12 protein-coding genes are annotated in these 15,745 nt (G+C 70.0%); 7 read left to right on the top strand and 5 right to left on the bottom strand.

The features are described 5' to 3' along the window. The first annotated feature begins 86 nt into the window (after positions 1-86). The 3 genes from P3F85_RS11865 (at position 87) to P3F85_RS11855 (ending at position 5,452) form a co-directional block, all read left to right on the top strand. Positions 87-1,907: a hypothetical protein gene (locus P3F85_RS11865; RefSeq protein ID WP_374007746.1), complete on the top strand. Its 1,821-nt coding sequence runs from the start codon at positions 87-89 to the stop codon at positions 1,905-1,907. Positions 1,908-2,001: 94 nt separating this feature from the next. Next, positions 2,002-4,482, top strand: coding sequence for a glycosyltransferase (locus P3F85_RS11860; protein WP_374007744.1), 2,481 nt, complete (start codon positions 2,002-2,004; stop codon positions 4,480-4,482). Position 4,483: 1 nt separating this feature from the next. Further along, positions 4,484-5,452, top strand: a complete 969-nt coding sequence (locus P3F85_RS11855) for a glycosyltransferase family 2 protein (RefSeq protein ID WP_374007743.1) — start codon at positions 4,484-4,486, stop codon at positions 5,450-5,452. Here P3F85_RS11855 and P3F85_RS11850 read toward each other — a convergent pair. Together P3F85_RS11850 and P3F85_RS11845 are read right to left on the bottom strand one after the other, a co-directional pair. Further along, complete coding sequence (locus tag P3F85_RS11850) at positions 5,438-7,024, bottom strand: DUF2142 domain-containing protein (RefSeq protein WP_374007741.1); 1,587 nt, start codon at positions 7,022-7,024, stop codon at positions 5,438-5,440. The genes P3F85_RS11855 and P3F85_RS11850 overlap by 15 nt on opposite strands. A gap of 68 nt (positions 7,025-7,092) precedes the next feature. After that, positions 7,093-8,466: a lipopolysaccharide biosynthesis protein gene (locus P3F85_RS11845; protein WP_374007739.1), complete on the bottom strand. Its 1,374-nt coding sequence runs from the start codon at positions 8,464-8,466 to the stop codon at positions 7,093-7,095. A 29-nt stretch (positions 8,467-8,495) separates the two neighbouring features. Here P3F85_RS11845 and P3F85_RS11840 point away from each other — a divergent pair, with 29 nt between their 5' ends. From P3F85_RS11840 to P3F85_RS11830, 3 genes are read left to right on the top strand one after another with little or no spacing between them, the layout of a single operon-like run. After that, positions 8,496-9,383, top strand: a complete 888-nt coding sequence (locus P3F85_RS11840; protein ID WP_374007738.1) for a glycosyltransferase family 2 protein — start codon at positions 8,496-8,498, stop codon at positions 9,381-9,383. 52 nt (positions 9,384-9,435) lie between these two features. Then, the gene (locus P3F85_RS11835; protein WP_374007736.1) at positions 9,436-10,173 is read left to right on the top strand and encodes a glycosyltransferase family 2 protein; all 738 of its coding nucleotides are present in this window, start codon (positions 9,436-9,438) and stop codon (positions 10,171-10,173) included. After that, on the top strand, positions 10,170-10,577 hold the full coding sequence (locus tag P3F85_RS11830) for a DUF2304 domain-containing protein (RefSeq protein ID WP_374007734.1): 408 nt from the start codon (positions 10,170-10,172) through the stop codon (positions 10,575-10,577). The genes P3F85_RS11835 and P3F85_RS11830 overlap by 4 nt, the downstream gene beginning before the upstream one ends. A gap of 10 nt (positions 10,578-10,587) precedes the next feature. Here the strand turns inward: P3F85_RS11830 and P3F85_RS11825 are convergent, their stop codons facing one another. The 3 genes from P3F85_RS11825 to manA are packed head-to-tail and all read right to left on the bottom strand — an operon-like array spanning position 10,588 to position 14,407. Further along, on the bottom strand, positions 10,588-11,877 hold the full coding sequence (locus P3F85_RS11825) for an O-antigen ligase family protein (protein WP_374007732.1): 1,290 nt from the start codon (positions 11,875-11,877) through the stop codon (positions 10,588-10,590). A 20-nt stretch (positions 11,878-11,897) separates the two neighbouring features. Further along, the gene (locus P3F85_RS11820; RefSeq protein WP_374007730.1) at positions 11,898-13,229 is read right to left on the bottom strand and encodes an O-antigen ligase family protein; all 1,332 of its coding nucleotides are present in this window, start codon (positions 13,227-13,229) and stop codon (positions 11,898-11,900) included. A gap of 14 nt (positions 13,230-13,243) precedes the next feature. Further along, a complete protein-coding gene (gene manA, locus P3F85_RS11815; protein WP_374007729.1) occupies positions 13,244-14,407 on the bottom strand; it encodes a mannose-6-phosphate isomerase, class I in 1,164 nt (387 codons plus the stop codon). 114 nt (positions 14,408-14,521) lie between these two features. Between manA and P3F85_RS11810 the strand changes: the two genes are divergently transcribed. Next, positions 14,522-15,700 carry an acyl-CoA dehydrogenase family protein gene (locus P3F85_RS11810; RefSeq protein WP_374007727.1) on the top strand — a complete coding sequence of 393 codons (1,179 nt, stop codon included), beginning with the start codon at positions 14,522-14,524 and terminating at the stop codon, positions 15,698-15,700. The last annotated feature ends 45 nt before the right edge of the window (positions 15,701-15,745 follow it).

Raw genomic sequence — 15,745 nt, 5'->3', positions numbered from 1 at the left:
CGGGAACAACCGAACGAGGGATTCAGCCGACCCTCGGTGATGAGCCATCCACCTCACCGGTCCTTCCTCGCCGAGCGGCGATCGGGGTGGCCGCTGCCGCGGCGGTGATCATCGTGCTCTCCGCGATCGCCGTCGCAGCCGGTGCCTCCATCTGGATCGCCGTCGCGCTCGCCGCCGCGCCCTGGGTGCTCCTCCTCACGCGCCGGGCAGGAGGGGCGTTCGCGGTCGTCGCGGTGGTGGCGATCGCCTTCGTCCTGACGCTCTATGTCCCGATGGCGACCGCTGCCACGGGCCTGCCGCTGCTCGGCACCTTCGTGGTGGTCGTCGCGCTCGTCGGGCTCGCAGGCGTCTTCCTGCTGTACCGTGGCGCCTTCGTGCTGGTTCGGCCGGAGCGGCGCTCCCTGGCGCTCTGGATCGGGTCGCTGGCGGGCCCGGTCGTCTGGTTCCTCGTTCTGCTGGCGACCAATTTCCGCCCCGGCGCAGCGCGGCTCAGCTGGGTCATCCGTGGCGACTCCGCGAACAACCTGCTCTACGCGCGCCAGATCATAGGCGCGAACGGGATCGAGTTCGATCCATCGTCCAATCCGGTGCCGCTCCCGTCCAGTCTGCTGGCGCTGACGTTCCTGCCGGGGCGGCCGGGCTCCGGCGCGGGACTGGTCGAGCACGACATCGGTGCGTTCGCCCAGACGTGGATGCTGCTGATCGCGTTGACCTGCCTGCTGTTCGGCCTCACCGCTGGGGCGTCCGTGCGGCGGGAGCGCTGGATTCTGACGGCCGTCGTGAGCGCGTTCGCCTCGGTGGTCGGCCTGTCATGGTTCGTGACCGGATACCCGCTCGAGTACGGATTCCTGAACGCTCCGCTCACCCTGGTCGTCGTGCTCTTCGCGTGGATCATCTTCCTTGCCGCGCGCAGGACGCCCGTGCTCGCGCTGGCGATGATGTTCGTGACGGCGACGCTGGTCTTCGCCACGTGGGGTCCGCTCGTCGTCGTCCCGGCCGCGCTCGGGGTCCTGCTCGTGATCCAGAACTGGCGCGCCGTGATCGGAGTGCGCGGGTGGGCTCTCGCCGGGCTCATCGTCGCCTTCGTGCAGCTGGTCCTCTACGGTGCCCTGTTCACCCTTCCGACGCTAGTGTCGCAGGGCAAGGCGCTCTCGGCCGTTGGAGGGATCTATCCCTTCGCTCACGTCATCTTCCAGGTGCTCGTCCTGCTTGCCGCGTTCCTCGCCGTGGTGCTGGTCCGCCAGATCGGCGTGGGGGTCTGCGTCGCGGTCCTCACCCTGTGCGGCGTGCTGGCGGTCGGACTCGGCGCCCTGCTCTTCACGCGCCGCCACGAGGACAGCCTGTGGGGGTACTACCAGTACAAGTTCGAGTGGCTGGCCGCCATCGTGCTGCTCGTCATCGTGATCGGCCTTGCAGGGCGACTGATGTCCGACCCGCCGCGGGCGTGGGCGCGGGCGGGGGCGGCCGCGCTCGGCATGGCCCTGACGGTCGCGTTCCTGTTCTCCACGTCGACCTCGGTCGGATACGAGGCTCAGAATCCGGTGCGGCGCATCCTGTCCGGCAGTTTCTTCGACGGGTCCGACGGCGACCGCGCGCTCCAGACGATCTTCGCGCTGTCCGAGCCCGGTCAGCGGGGGATCCTCTGGAACAGTGGCGACCCGGCCGAGTCCGCCATCGACTCGTGGGTGATCCAGCTCGCGGCCGGCCGGATCGACAACAAGAGCCTCCGCATCTTCGCGTACAACCTCGACAAGACGAAGGTCGACGACCTCTGCTCGCTCGCCCACCAGATGGGACCCGGGCTGACGGTGTACACCGCGGACGCCGGCCTCGAAGCCCAGGTCGCCGCCGCCTGCCCCGACGAGGGCATCGCGGTGACGACGGCCAAGCCGCCCACGCATCCATGAGGGCTCGCGCGTCTATGACCGCCACGCGTCTACGACAGCTCCCAGCAGCCCGTTGCTAAGCTTCAGCATCCGCTGAACGACCAGGAAGGCCAGCATGCCCAACGTTCGACCAGGGGTCGTCTCGGTCGTCCTCGTGAACTTCCGCGGGGCCGACGACACCATCCACGCCCTCGAGCGGATCGCCGGCCTCGACTGGCCGCAGGAGCGGCTCGAGGTCATCGTCGTCGAGAACGGATCGCAGGACGACAGCGCCGCCCGCATCCGCGCGGCGCACCCCGACGTGACGCTCATCGAGTCCGCCGAGAACCTCGGGTTCGCCGGTGGGTCCAACCTCGGTGTCGCCTCCAGTTCCGGCGAGTACGTCGCGTTCCTCAACAACGACGCGAAGCCGGACGCCCAGTGGATCCGCGCCGCCGTGGCGAAGTTCGAGGAGTCGCCCCGCGTCGGGGCGGTCGCGAGCAAGGTCGTCGACTGGGACGGCGAGAAGGTCGACTACATCGGCTCGGCGATGACCTGGTACGGCATGGGCTACAAGCCGCTCACCGGCGAGCCGCTGCCGACGACGCCCGACGTCTCGGCCGACGTGCTCTTCGGCACCGGCTCGGCGATGTTCGTCCGTCGCAGCGTCTACGAAGCTCTCGGCGGCTTCGACGAGAGGTACTTCATGTTCTTCGAGGACGTGGACCTCGGATGGCGCCTCAACCTGCGCGGGTGGCGCTACGTCTACGAGCCGGCGTCGCTCGCTTATCACAAGCATCACGCGTCGATGTCGTCGTTCGGTTCCTTCAAGGAGACGTACCTCCTGGAGCGCAACGCGCTGTACACGCTCTACAAGAACCTGGGTGACGAGGCCCTGACCGACGCCCTGCCCGGCTCCCTGCTGCTGGCGGTCCGGCGAGCGGTGTCGAAGGGCGCGCTCGACTCCACTGCGTTCGACCTCCGGAAGAGCGGCGGCGACGACGACCCCGAGATCTCCCTCTCGAAGGAGACAGCGGCCGGCCTCTTCGCCATCGACCAGCTGGTGGCCAACCTCCCGTCGCTCTCCGCGTCGCGCGCTGAGATCCAGGCGAGCAGGGTGGTCGGCGACGGCGCCCTGTGGCGGCTGTTCGGCCTCGCCGACGCGCCGGTCTACCAGGACGACGACTACCTGGAGGGCTACGAGAACATCGCGACGGCGTTCCCGGTCGCCGTGCAGCCGTCCGTCTCCCGAGTCCTCATCATCACCGGCGATCCGCTCGGCGAGAAGATGGCCGGTCCCGCCATCCGCGCCTGGAACATGGCAGAGGCCCTGGCGTACCAGAACGACGTCACCCTCGTGACGCTCGCCGGCAGCGAGATCGAGGACGCTCCGTTCCGGATCGCCTACGTGCGGCCCGGCGACCAGCGCGCGATGGCGAAGCTGGTCGAGTCCACCGACGTGATCGTGTTCCAGGGCCTTGCGATGGCACTGTTCGACAGCATCCGGAACACCGACAAGATCGTGGTCGCGGACATCTACGACCCGATGCACCTGGAGCAGCTCGAGCAGGGGCGGGAGCTCGGGACGGCGCAGTGGGAGAAGCAGGTCGGCGACGCGACCGACGTGCTCAACGAGCAGCTGGCGCGCGGCGACTTCTTCCTGTGCGCCTCCGAGCGGCAGAAGCACTTCTACCTCGGCCAGCTGGCGGCGCTCGGGCGCATCAACCCGGCCAACTACGCGAACGATTCCGATCTCTCTCACCTGATCACGGTCGTGCCGTTCGGGCTGCCGACGACGCCTCCCGAGCACGTGAAGCCGGTGCTCAAGGGCGTGCTGCCCGGGATCGGCGTGGACGACAAGCTCCTGCTCTGGAGCGGGGGACTGTACAACTGGTTCGATCCGAAGACGCTGATCCGCGCTGTGGCGCAGCTGGCGCGGACACGACCCGAGGTGAAGCTGTTCTTCCAGGGCACGAAGCACCCGCACCCCGGTGTGCCCGAGATGGAGATCGTCGCGGAGTCGCGCACGCTGGCCCGGGAGCTGGGCGTGCTCGACACGAACGTCTTCTTCAACGCGAGCTGGGTCGACTACGCCGACCGGCAGAACTATCTCACCGAAGCGGATGCGGGAGTGAGCACGCACTTCACCCACGTCGAGACCACGTTCTCGTTCCGCACGCGCATCCTCGACTACCTCTGGGCCGAGCTGCCGATGGTCGTCACCGAGGGCGACCACTTCGCCGACCTGGTCGAGTCGGAGACACTGGGCGTCGTCGTCCCGTCCGGCGACGTGGCCGCGCTCAGCGATGCGCTCGAGAAGGTGCTGTTCGACGCGGCGTTCGCCCGGAAGGCGAAGAAGAACATCGCGCGGGTGCGCCAGGACTTCCGGTGGGACAAGGTCCTGCAGCCGCTCGTCGACTTCGTGGCCGAGCCGCAGCATGCGCCCGACCTCGTCGCGTCCGGCGTGGTGTCCGGAAGCGGGGTTCCCAAGCGCGTGCACAAGCGCGTGAAGAAGAGCGGCATCCGTCACGACCTGGGACTGGTCGCGCACTACCTGCGCAACGGTGGCCCGCGGGTCGTCTTCCGGAAGATCCAGCGCCGCCTCGGACGCCGCTGACGTGGTGGACGTCTCCGTCGCGCTGTGCACCTACAACGGCGCGGCCTTCGTCGGGGAGCAGCTGGACTCCATCCTCGCTCAGACCCGGCGACCGGCCGAGATCGTCGTCTCGGACGACGCATCGGGTGACACGACCGTCGCCGTGGTGCGCGCGGCGCTCGCGGGATTCTCCGAGGCCAGCGTGCTCGAGAACGCCCATCCCCTCGGCGTGGTCGGCAACTTCCAGCAGGCGGTGACCGCCGCACACGGCGAGCTGATCGCTCTCAGCGACCAGGACGACAGGTGGCTGCCCGAGAAGCTCGAGCGGATGTCCGCCCGGTTCGCCGCTGACCCGAGTCTCCTCTTCCTCCACACCGACGCCCGGCTCATCGACGATCGCGGCGCGCCAACGGGCACCACCCTCTTCCAGTCGCTGGAGGTGTCGGCGGCCGACCGTGACGCGGTGCACGCGGGGGAGGCGTTCGCGGTGTACCTGCGCCGCAACCTGGCGACCGGGGCGACGGTGGTGTTCCGTCGGTCCCTGCTGGAGGCTGCGCTGCCGTTCCCCGCGGAATGGGTGCACGACGAGTGGCTGGCGATCATCGCCGCTGCGCTCTCCGGCGCCGACCTGATGGAGGAGTGTCTGACGGACTACCGCCGCCACGACGCGAACCAGATCGGCGTCGCCGACCCGACGCTTCGTGGCAAGGTCGGGCGGGTGCTGCAGCCGCGCGGCGATCGCAACCGGGGACTTGCGCGTCGCGCGGAGGTGCTCGTCCAGCGGCTCGAGACGCTCGGCGATCGCATCCCGGCCGGGACGCTGGAGCTGGCGCGGCGCAAGCTGACCTTCGAAGCGACGCGAGCGGCCATGCCGGCACTCCGAGTGGGGCGACTTGCCGCTGTGGCACGCCTCGCCACCCGGGGGGACTACGAGCGCTTCGCCAGCCGGGGACGCGCGGACATCGTCCGCGACGTGCTACAGCCGGCCTGAGACCCGCTCGGCAGCGCGCGGCCAGGTCGTCAGCGCCAGCAGAAGACCGCTGGCGGCGATGACGACGGCCGCCAGACCGAGCCACAGCAGGTTGCCGCCCGGGGGCGACCAGGGAGCGCCTCCCAAGAGGAAGAGCCGGATCGTGCCGTTCCCACCGACCGAGTACCGGCGCAGCGTCGCCTCGAACGCCCACCACTGGGCGCCGACAGCGACGATGACCACGAGCAGGATCAGGCGGCGCATCGTGGCGGGGGAGAGGAGTTCGGCCCGCGAGCCGAGCAGCGCGGCCGCTCCCACGACGAGACAGAGGAACAACGGAAGGTTGTAACGGCCCTGCCAGATGAGCCCGCCGCCGTGGATGTAGACCGCCTGCACGATCGCGGGAAACAGCAGGAAGGAAGCGAGGAGGATGCCGAGCACGATCAGCTTGCGGCCCCGCAGCGCGAGCAGCGCGGTGATGACGAGGGCGCCGATCCCGAGCCCGTAGACGTAGACGACGACGTCGGGCGCGGGGGTGTCGAGCCACCCGAACAGGCCGATGAGACCCTGTCCGTAGCCGACCGTGCCGGTGAGCACGCGCAGGAACCCGGTCAGCGGCGAGGCCCCGACGCCGGGGAATTTGAGCGCCTCGTCGGGCTTCACGATGGCGTTGGCCAGCGAGTTGGATCCGAGCGTCCAGGCCACGGCGCCGATCACGAAGACGGCGGAGACCACGATGGCGACGATGGTGGCCCGGCGCTGCAGCAACGCGACGAGGCGTTTGCGTTCGATGAGCACGAGCGGGGCGCCGAGGGCGACCACGAGCCAGAGCGGGGAGAGCCCTCTCGCGTTCGCCCCGATGGCGATGCCGGCCGCGACGACGGCCAGGTCCGTCTTCAGCTGGACGGACGTGCGGTCGAGGGCGATCGCGAGCATCCCGACGAAGACCGCCAGCGTCGCTGCGGCCTCCAGACTGTTGGGATTCACGGTCCCGCCGAGGAACAGCAGCATCGGAGTGATCGCCAGCGCGTAGGCCAGCATCGCCAGCCGGCGGAACGGCAGCGTCGCGGTGACGGCGAACGCGAGCGCGAGGAACAACGCGGTCAGCAGAGCGCTCATCGCCCGCATGGCGTAGATGCCGGACGTGTCGTGCAGGACGAGCGACGGCCAGCCCACCGCGAGGTAGTACAGCGGGTTGTACAGCCCCGCGCTGGTGGCCGCACGCGTATCCGCAGCCGGGTCGGCCGGCTCGGCGATCCCGCAGTCGGCGTCGACCGACGGATGGAACGCGAAGCAGGTGACGGCCTGCGACCGCGCGATGTAGGCGGGCACGGTCACGATGTTGCCGAAGGCGGACGGGGTCCCGACCCACTCGCCGCGGACGACGCTGGCGGCGCGCACGATGTGTGCGGGCTCATCCGGCGACGCCGAGACCGGGGTGGCGAAGCTCCAGCACAGGCACAGAGCGGTGATGAGCGCCCAGGCGACCAGGAAGACCCGCACGGGGAAGCGCGTGCGCGGGGCGGTGGCGGTGTCGTCGTTCACAGGGCTCGTCTCATCGAGGCGGGCGGCTTGCGGCTGAAGCAGCGTCATCGCACCGCCGTACGCTCAGGTTGCACACCAACACCCTAAAGGATTACCCGTTCCGGGGGCGTCATCGGCTAGGTCGTCGTACGGCTTCGCGGGAGCGGGTCGCGGCGTCCCGTCCGCATCCCCACCAGGTGCACCACCAGGCCGACAGCCGGCCCTGCGGCCAGGGCCAGGGCTGCGCGTTCCGGCAGCGGCAGCGGCAGGAACAGCAGCGCCAGCGTGACGATGGATGCCGCCACCCACCCGGCCGCGTAGAGGCCGTGCTGGTTGCGCGCCAGCACCGCGGAGCCGCTCACGAACAGGGCGCCGATGAGGCCGGAGGAGGCGATCAGCGCCACGAGCACGCCCGCTCCGAGGTCGAACTGCTCGCCGAACACCGCCTGCATCACCGGTTCGCCGAACAGCCATGCGGCGGCGCAGAGCACGAGAATGACCGCGGCGATGCCGGCGAGCAGGATGGCGACCGTGCGGCCGGTCCGCTCCGGGTGATGGGAGAACCGGCTGACGAGGAAGCTCGAGAGGGCGGTCAGCGGAACGAGGATGGGTGCGCGCGTCAGCGTGACGGCCAGGACGAGCGAACCAAGGGCCGCGTGATTGCCCGGGCCCGCGAAGAACGACAGGACGAGCGGGAAGCCGTTGATCAGCAGGGCCGTCGCGGATGCGGCGAGCATGGTGCGGCCGGTGTTGGCGACCAGGGCCCGCACGCCGAGCGTGACGCGCGCATTCTCGACGAGGGCGCGTGGCGCGCTGAGGAACACGATCGCGAGCGAGATCGGGAACGGGAGGATGACGGCGATCGCCAGCGGGACGACGTCGTGGGTCACGCTCAGGACCGCGACGACGCCCGCGACCCGCAGGATGCCGTCCAGTGCGACGATCGCGGCGAGCTGACGCCACATCCCCGCGCCGGCCATCACGCCGGAAGCAGCGGCGACCAAGCAGTTCAGTGCAGCACCGAGCGCGACGAACCACGCCAGACCCGCGTTCGCGGCACCGAGGCTGGGGACGGCCCACAGCACGCTGGTGGCGATCACCACCACACCGACTGCCAGCGCCGCGACCGAGGCGAAGATCCACAGCGAGGTGGTCCGGCTGCCCGAGGAGGGCTCGGTGGCGCGCGCTGCGACGGTCTGCGCGGTCGCGCGCGTCGACTCCTGCTGCAGCCCGAACAGCACGCCGACCACCAGGAAGAGCGCCGACCAGAAGACCGAGAACACGCCGTATCCGGCCGCGCCGATCTCGGTGTAGACACGCCAGGTGACGACGTACCCCGCGATCCCGGCGATCGCCGTCGCGCCGAGAATGAGCACGACCGAGGATCGTGCCGACCGCGGCGCCCCGGACTCCTCGACATCGGGGATGGGCTCGTTCAGCGGTTCGAAAGCGGTGATGGGAGACTCCCCGGAGCGCGTGAAAGGATGGACGGCGGCCGCGGAGCGCGGCACGCCAACCCTACGACGAAAGCCTGGGCGCAGTGACGATCGACATCATGATGCCGTTCTACGGCGACCCGGGACTGTTCCGGGCTGCGGTCGAGAGCGTCCAGGCCCAGACCGACCCGGACTGGCGGCTCGTCGTGATCGACGATGTGTACCCCGACACGGCTCCCGGGGAGTGGGTGTCGGCGCTGGGCGACCCGCGCATCCACTACGTCCGCAACGCGTCGAATCTGGGGGTCAGCGGCAACTTCTCCAAGTCCGTGGAGCTTGCCGAGGCCGAGTACTTCGTCCTCATGGGGTGCGACGATCTGATGGAACCGGGGTACGTCGCCTCGATGCACGCTGCCATCGCCGCCCATCCCGGGGCGTCCTACCTGCAGCCCGCGGTCACGGTCATCGACGACGCCGGAAAGCCCGCTCTGCCGCTCGCCGACCGGGTGAAGGCCTGGTACCGCCCGAGTCGCCCCGAGGCGACGGTGCTGAGCGGCGAGGAGCTGGCCGTGAGCCTTCTGCGGGGCAACTGGACCTACTTCCCGTCGATCTGCTGGCGGACGGACGCGGTGCGCAAGCATGGCTTCGACCCGGCCTTCGATGTGGTGCTCGACCTGGCGCTCCAGCTCGACATCGTGCTCGACGGCGGCGAACTCGTGGTGCTCCCGGAGCACACCTTCCGCTACCGCAGGCACGCCGGCAGCGTGTCGTCCTGGTCGGCGCAGGACGGCACCCGCTTCGACGAGGAGCGCGCCTTCTTCCTCGACGTCAAACGCCGGTTGCGCCGGCGCGGGTGGAGGCACGCCGCGCGGGTCGCGTCTGCCCACGTCTCCAGCCGGCTCAATGCCGTCACCCGGCTGCCCGCCGCACTGGCGAAACGGGACGGAGCGGGTGTCCGTGCACTGACGCGCCACGTGGTCCGCGGCTGGTGAGGTGGGCGGCTATCGGCGTTCGCGCACCCCTCGACTGCTAGAATTCCGGATCATGCCCACCTCGCTCGCACAGACTCTCATCGTCGTGCCCGCCTTCAACGAGGAGGCCTCCGTCGGCGCCGTCGTCCGCGAGATCGCGGGCGCCCTCCCCGGGATCAGCGTCCTCGTCGTCGATGACGGGTCGTCCGACACCACGAGCATCGTCGCGGCCGAAGCCGGGGCCGAGGTCGCCACCCTGCCGTTCAACATGGGCGTCGGCGGGGCGATGCGGTTCGGCTTCAAGTACGCGCTGGAGCACGGTTTCCAGAACGTCATCCAGATCGACGCCGACGGGCAGCACGACCCGTCCAATGTCCCGGCCCTGCTCGCCGCGCTCGAGGGCGCAGACCTGGCGATCGGCGCACGCTTCGCCGGGGCGGGCGACTACGCCGTCCGGGGTCCGCGCAAGTGGGCGATGCGGATGCTCTCGCGCACCCTCAGCCGCACCGCGGGCACCCAGCTCAGCGACACGACGTCCGGGTTCAAGGCGAGCGGCCCCCGTGCCGTCGCCCTCTTCGCGCGCAACTACCCGGCGGAGTACCTGGGCGACACGATCGAGGCTCTGGTCATCGCCGCCCGCGCGGGCTGCCGCATCGTGCAGGTCCCGGTGGTCATGCGTCCTCGCGCCGCGGGCGTCCCGTCGCACAACCCGATCAAGGCCGCGACCTACCTCGGCCGCGCCTTCCTCGCCCTCGGCTTCGCGCTGTTCCGTCCCATCACCCCGGCCGAGAGGCAGCTGAACCCCTCGTGAGCCTCACCGCCTACATCCTCGGCATCATCGCCGCCCTGCTGACGCTCGGGCTGGTCATCGAGATGATGCGACGCAAGCGGATGCGCGAGCGTCACGCCATCTGGTGGCTGCTCGCCGGCACGCTCGCGCTCATCATCGGTATCTTCCCGGGCATCCTGAACTGGGCGGCCGATCTCTTCGGGGTGGGCGCTCCGACCAACCTCGTGTTCTTCGTGAGCATCGCCGTGCTGTTCCTGGTCTGCATCCAGGCGAGCTCGGAGCTCACCACACTGGAGGACAAGACGCGTTCGCTCGCCGAGCACGCTGTCCTGCTGCAGCTGCGCGTCGAAGAGCTGGAGCGCAGACAGGGCGCCTCCGGTGGCGGCCGGTCCGCCGACGCGGGCAGCACACCGCCCGCGGCCTGATAGCGCCTTCTCAGCTCGCGTCGCGGTGCGGCAGCCGGAGACGCCAGCTCATGCCCTGCGACGCCTTCACCGTGCAGATCACCAGCAGCATCCAGCCGGACTCGAACAGGATCGAGCTCTCGAACACACTCGTCACGAGAAGCGCCACCAGCACGAGCGGCGCCCAGGCGTAGACCACACTGCGGCGGTTGGAGGCGAGCAGCCAGGATCGGCCGAACGCCAGGGCGATGAGGGCCACGAAGAGCAGCAGGCCGATGATGCCCACCTGCAGGTAGACGTCGAGGTAGGCGTTCAGACCGTTCGAGTGGTAGACGCCCGTCGCATCCTGAATCGCGGTGAACGGGTACAGTCCGGTCGGCCACGACCCCACCCAGCCCCACCCGATCGTCTGCTGCACGGGGATCAGCTGCCAGATCTGGATCCACAGCTGGTAGCGCACCTGGAAGTCCGCCCGGGCGTTGAGCAGGTCGATCACGCGCGTGCGGTAGATGTAGGCGGTGACGAGGACGGCGACGGTGAGGATTGCGAGCCCCCACTGGAAGTACGGCCGCTGCTGCGGCGACGCCTTGCGCATCAGGTAGAGCGCCAGGGTGGCGAGCCCGACCACCACGGACACGGCCGCGATGACGGGGGAGTGCGCGAACAGCACGCAGAGGCCGGCCAACGTGATCGAGTACGCGGCGACCGGGGGGCGGACGGATCGCGTCCGCAGCTCGACCAGGAACGTCACGAACGCGATCAGCGCGACGATGCTGAGCTGGTTGCGCGTGCCGAACAGTCCCTGGATCGGTCCGCCGAGCGCGATGTTGCCCTGGATGCCGAGGAACCGCATCGGGGCGTCGAGCAGCAGGCCGCTCAGCACCTCCAGAGACAGCGAGAGCGTCAACAGGAAGCGGAGCGCGTCGCCGACCACCCGGACGATCTGGATGGCGTCCCGGACGAGGGCGATGTAGACCGCGAGGAACGCGAAGATGAGCTGGTAGATCACAGCGCCGAAGGTCGCCCACTGGTACTGGCTCCACAGGAGCGACAGGGCGCACCACCCGACGAAGAGCAGAGCCGAGACGGGCAGAAGTCCGTGCCACTCGATGAGCCGCCACTGCGCCGCGAAGGACACGGCGGCCAGCGCCACCAGCACGGAGAGGGCGCCGATGAGGCCGGGCCAGCCGATCAGGGCCCGGATGGCGTGCGTCGAGAAACCGGTGATCACCGCCAGCAGGGCCAGCGTCGAGGTGAAGCGGGCGGAGCCCAGGAACTCGGTCACCGCGGGCGGCACCAAGGTCCGTCGGGGCGTTGCCATATCCACAGGATACGGGTCCGTCAGCGGCGGGCCCGCTTGGTGGACACCGCGAGCGCGACGAGCAGCGCCCAGCCGGACTCGATGAGCAGCCGGCTCTCGGCGAAGCTCTGCGCGATCAGCGCCGCCAGCAGCAGCAGCGGGAGGAGGTCCGTCGCGGTGTACCGCGCGTCGTCGCGGATCCCTGCGCGCGGCCGATCGACGGCGAGGAACCAGGCGCGCCCGACGGTCGTGACCACCAGGAGGATGAAGACCACCAGCCCGACGATGCCCAACTGCAGCCACCCATCCAGCCACGCGTTGTGCGCCTGCAGGTACTCGACGCCGTTGCGGGTGGCGAGGCCCTTGAACGGCTTCACCCACGGCGCCCAGTAGCTGACCCACCCCCAGCCGAAGACCGGGCGCTGCTGAGCGAGGCCGATGACCTTGTCCCAGATGTCCAGCCGGCCGGTGAGGTCTTCGCTCTTACCGAACAGCGAGGGGATGCGGGACGCGAACACCGCGACCAGCGTCACGACGGCAGCCGCCGCCACGATCGCGACGACGTACACCGGCGTCCGGCGCTGCGGGCCGACCCGGCGCGTCCACAGGGCGAATGCCAGTACGACCGCCGTCGCGAGGGTGGCCGCGATCACGGTGGCCGAACGGGTGAGCACGAAGGTCAGCACGGCGACCACCAGCCAGGTCGCGGCCGACCCGCGCCGCACCGTCCGGTCGGCGAACTGCAGGGCGAAGACGATGATGGCCAGGAGCGCGATCATGGCCAGGAGGTTGCTGTTGCCCACGATGCCCTGGATGGGTCCGCCGTGGAACAGCGCCCCCCGGCTCCAGTAGAAGGCCTGCGGCAGCGGTCCGGACGGCACGGCCTGCACGGGCGTCAGCGGGAGGACCGGCTGGCGCACGAACACCGCGACGACGAACTCGAAGAGCAGCGACAGCCCGAGGATCCAGTGGAACGCCGAGGCCAGGGCGCTGAGCAGTCCCGCGCGACTGAGCCGCAGGCCGAGGAACAGTCCGGCCAGGGTCGTGGCGAGCTGGGCGATCACGCCGAGGGCGCTCGCCGCGGGGTAGGCGGACCAGGCGATGGACACGATCGCCAGCGCCAGGAAGAGGACGAGGGTCTTCGGCGTCTGCCGCCAGCGGAAGGTGGGACGCGAGCGCACCAGCAGCACGGCGCTCACGACGGCCAGGGCCGCGGCCAGTACGAAGTATCCCGGCCAGCTGATCAGGTTGCGCCAGAACTCACCGGCGAACAGCGTGAACAGGACCACGGCCGCGAACACGGCCTCACCGGTCCCGGCCGAGGTGCGGGCGGCGCGGACGCGGTCTTTCAGCGTGGAGGGCGGGCTCGTCACTCCCGCAGAATAGCTCACCGGTTCGGAGTGGCGACGAAGAGGATGCCCGGCCCGGACGTGATCGAGAGCTCGCCCTCGTCCGCGGTCACCACGGCGGCCTCTCCGCGTGCCAGAGTGAGCGACCCGCCAGCGCCGATGAGCTGCACCGTTCCCTCGGTGCAGAGAGCGATGGCCGTCCCGGGCAGGGGAAGCCGGGCCGAGTCCGTCTCCCCGATCTCGACGCGCGAGAGCTGGAAGTCGGGGACGTCGGGGCGGAACACCTCGACTCCCGGTGCCGGGTGCTCCGGGGCGAGGGGAGTGGCCCGGATGGGCGAGAAGTCGAGCACGGACACCAGCTCGGGCACGTCGATCCGCTTGCGGGTCAGACCGCCGCGGAGCACGTTGTCGGAGGCCGCCATCAGTTCGATGCCGAGGCCGCGGAGGTAGGCGTGGATGTTGCCCGCCGGCAGGTAGAGGACCTCGCCGGGGCGCAGAGTCGCGCGGTTCAGCAGCAGAGCGAGGACGATGCCGGGATCGCCCGGGAAGGCGTCGTCGAGCATCCGCACCGTCTCCGCATCGCGGTCGTCGGGCAGCGCACGCGCCGCCGCGACCACCTCGGCGACCAGCAGGTCGACGTCGGTGTCGGCGCCGAGCAGCCACTCGGTCGCGCGGCGGAGGACCGCGCCCGGTTCGCCGTCGAGGGTGCGCGCGAAACCGGACAGCACCGCCCCACCGTTGGAGGCGGCCGCGAGCCGTTCCAGGGCCGCGCGGCTCTCGGCCGGGTCGCGGAAGCCGCACAGCGCCTCGAACGGGTCGCTGAGCGCGAAGATCAGCTCGGGCTTGTGGAACGGGTCCTTGTAGTTGCGGTCCGGCGAGTCCGCCGCGAGTCCCGCCGCGTTCTCGCGGTCGAACCCGGCCCGGGCCTGCTCGGGCGAGGGATGCGCCTGCAGCGAGAGCGGGCCGTCGGCCGCGAGCACCTTCAGCAGGTAGGGCAGGTCGTGCGTCCGCTCCCAGGCGGCGAGATCGGCGGCGCCGTCCGCCAGGGCGGGGTCGAGCACGCGAGCGGGCGAGCCCGGATGGGCGCCGAGCCACAGCTCCGCCTCCGGCCCGCCGCTCGGCTCGGTCCCGAGCAGGCCGGCGATCGCCGTCGTTGACCCCCATGCGTAGTCGCGCGGAGTGTTGCCGATGCGCACAAACATGCGTCCTCATCCCTTTTGTCGCTTGGACCAAACTACCAATCGCTTTGTCTCGTCCGGCATCCATCCGTAGGCTGACCACCGCCTGACCATCCCTGTGGACGCACTGGAGCACACATGCCCTTCGAGACCATCGCCGGCGACTTCTACGGCTTCGAGAACCTGCTGACCGACCGCGAGAAGGACTTCATCGCGACGCTGCGCGCGGAGCTGGAGTCGGAGGTCAAGCCGATCGTCAACGAGTACTGGGAGAAGGCGGAGTTCCCGCACCAGATCATCGACGTGCTCCACCGCAACAAGGTGATCGGACTGGGCTTCGCCGAGACCGCCGCCTTCGAGAACTCCGCGGTGTTCCGCGGGTGGGTCGCGCTGGAGCTCGCGCGCATCGACGCGTCGGTCAGCACGTACGTCGGTGTCCAGAACGGCCTGGCGCTGGGCGCGATCGGCGTGTGCGGCTCCGAGGAGCAGCGCGCGGAGTGGCTCCCGAAGCTCGCGAGCGGCGAGGTGCTCGGCGCCTTCGGGCTCACCGAGCCGACGTCGGGGTCGGACTCGGCGCAGGGGCTGAAGACCGTGGCGACGCGGGACGGCGACAACTGGGTCCTGAACGGCGCCAAGCGCTGGATCGGGAACGCCACGTTCAGCGACATCACCGTCATCTGGGCGAAGAGCGCGGAGGACGGCCAGGTGAAGGGCTTCATCGTCCCGAACTCGACCCCCGGGTTCACGACGACCAAGATCGAGGGCAAGCAGTCGCTCCGCATCGTGCAGAACGCCGACATCACGCTCGAGAACGTCGTGGTCCCGGAGTCGCTCCGCCTGCAGAACGCGAACAGCTTCAAGGACACCGCCCGGGTGCTGCGGCTGACCCGCGCCGAGGTGGCCTGGGCGGCCGTCGGCGTCGCGGTCGGCGCCTACGAGGCGGCCGTGCGGTACACGAAGGAGCGGGTGCAGTTCGGCAAGCCGATCGCGGGGCACCAGCTGATCCAGGACCTCCTGGTGAAGTCGATCGGCAACATCACCGCCTCGATCGGTCTGTGCACGCGCGTCTCGGAGATGCTCGACGCCGGCGAGCAGCGCGACGAGCACTCGGCGCTCGCCAAGGCGTTCGCCACGGCGCGGATGCGCGAGACGGTCGCCTGGTGCCGTGAGGCGCTCGGCGGCAACGGGATCGTGCTCGACTACGACGTGGCTCGCTTCTTCGCCGACGCCGAGGCGCTCTACTCGTACGAGGGCACGCGCGAGATGAACACGCTCATCGTCGGCCGCGCGATCACCGGCCAGGCGGCCTTCGTCTGAGCGTTGGTCCTCCGCGGCACGCCTCCGTTCCCGGCCGGTAGGGTG

The sequence above is a fragment of the Leifsonia sp. T36S-04 genome (genome assembly GCF_042465655.1).
GTDB lineage: Bacteria > Actinomycetota > Actinomycetes > Actinomycetales > Microbacteriaceae > Leifsonia.
This window is presented reverse-complemented; position numbering and strand designations above follow the sequence as displayed.

Excerpts from the sequence above, each read along its gene's own strand:
- P3F85_RS11835 (WP_374007736.1), top strand. The coding sequence starts at position 9,436 with ATGCCCACCTCGCTCGCACAGACTCTCATCGTCGTGCCCGCCTTCAAC.
- P3F85_RS11860 (WP_374007744.1), top strand. The coding sequence starts at position 2,002 with ATGCCCAACGTTCGACCAGGGGTCGTCTCGGTCGTCCTCGTGAACTTC.
- P3F85_RS11810 (WP_374007727.1), top strand. The coding sequence starts at position 14,522 with ATGCCCTTCGAGACCATCGCCGGCGACTTCTACGGCTTCGAGAACCTG.
- P3F85_RS11825 (WP_374007732.1), bottom strand. The coding sequence starts at position 11,877 with ATGGCAACGCCCCGACGGACCTTGGTGCCGCCCGCGGTGACCGAGTTC.
- P3F85_RS11850 (WP_374007741.1), bottom strand. The coding sequence starts at position 7,024 with ATGACGCTGCTTCAGCCGCAAGCCGCCCGCCTCGATGAGACGAGCCCT.
- manA (WP_374007729.1), bottom strand. The coding sequence starts at position 14,407 with ATGTTTGTGCGCATCGGCAACACTCCGCGCGACTACGCATGGGGGTCA.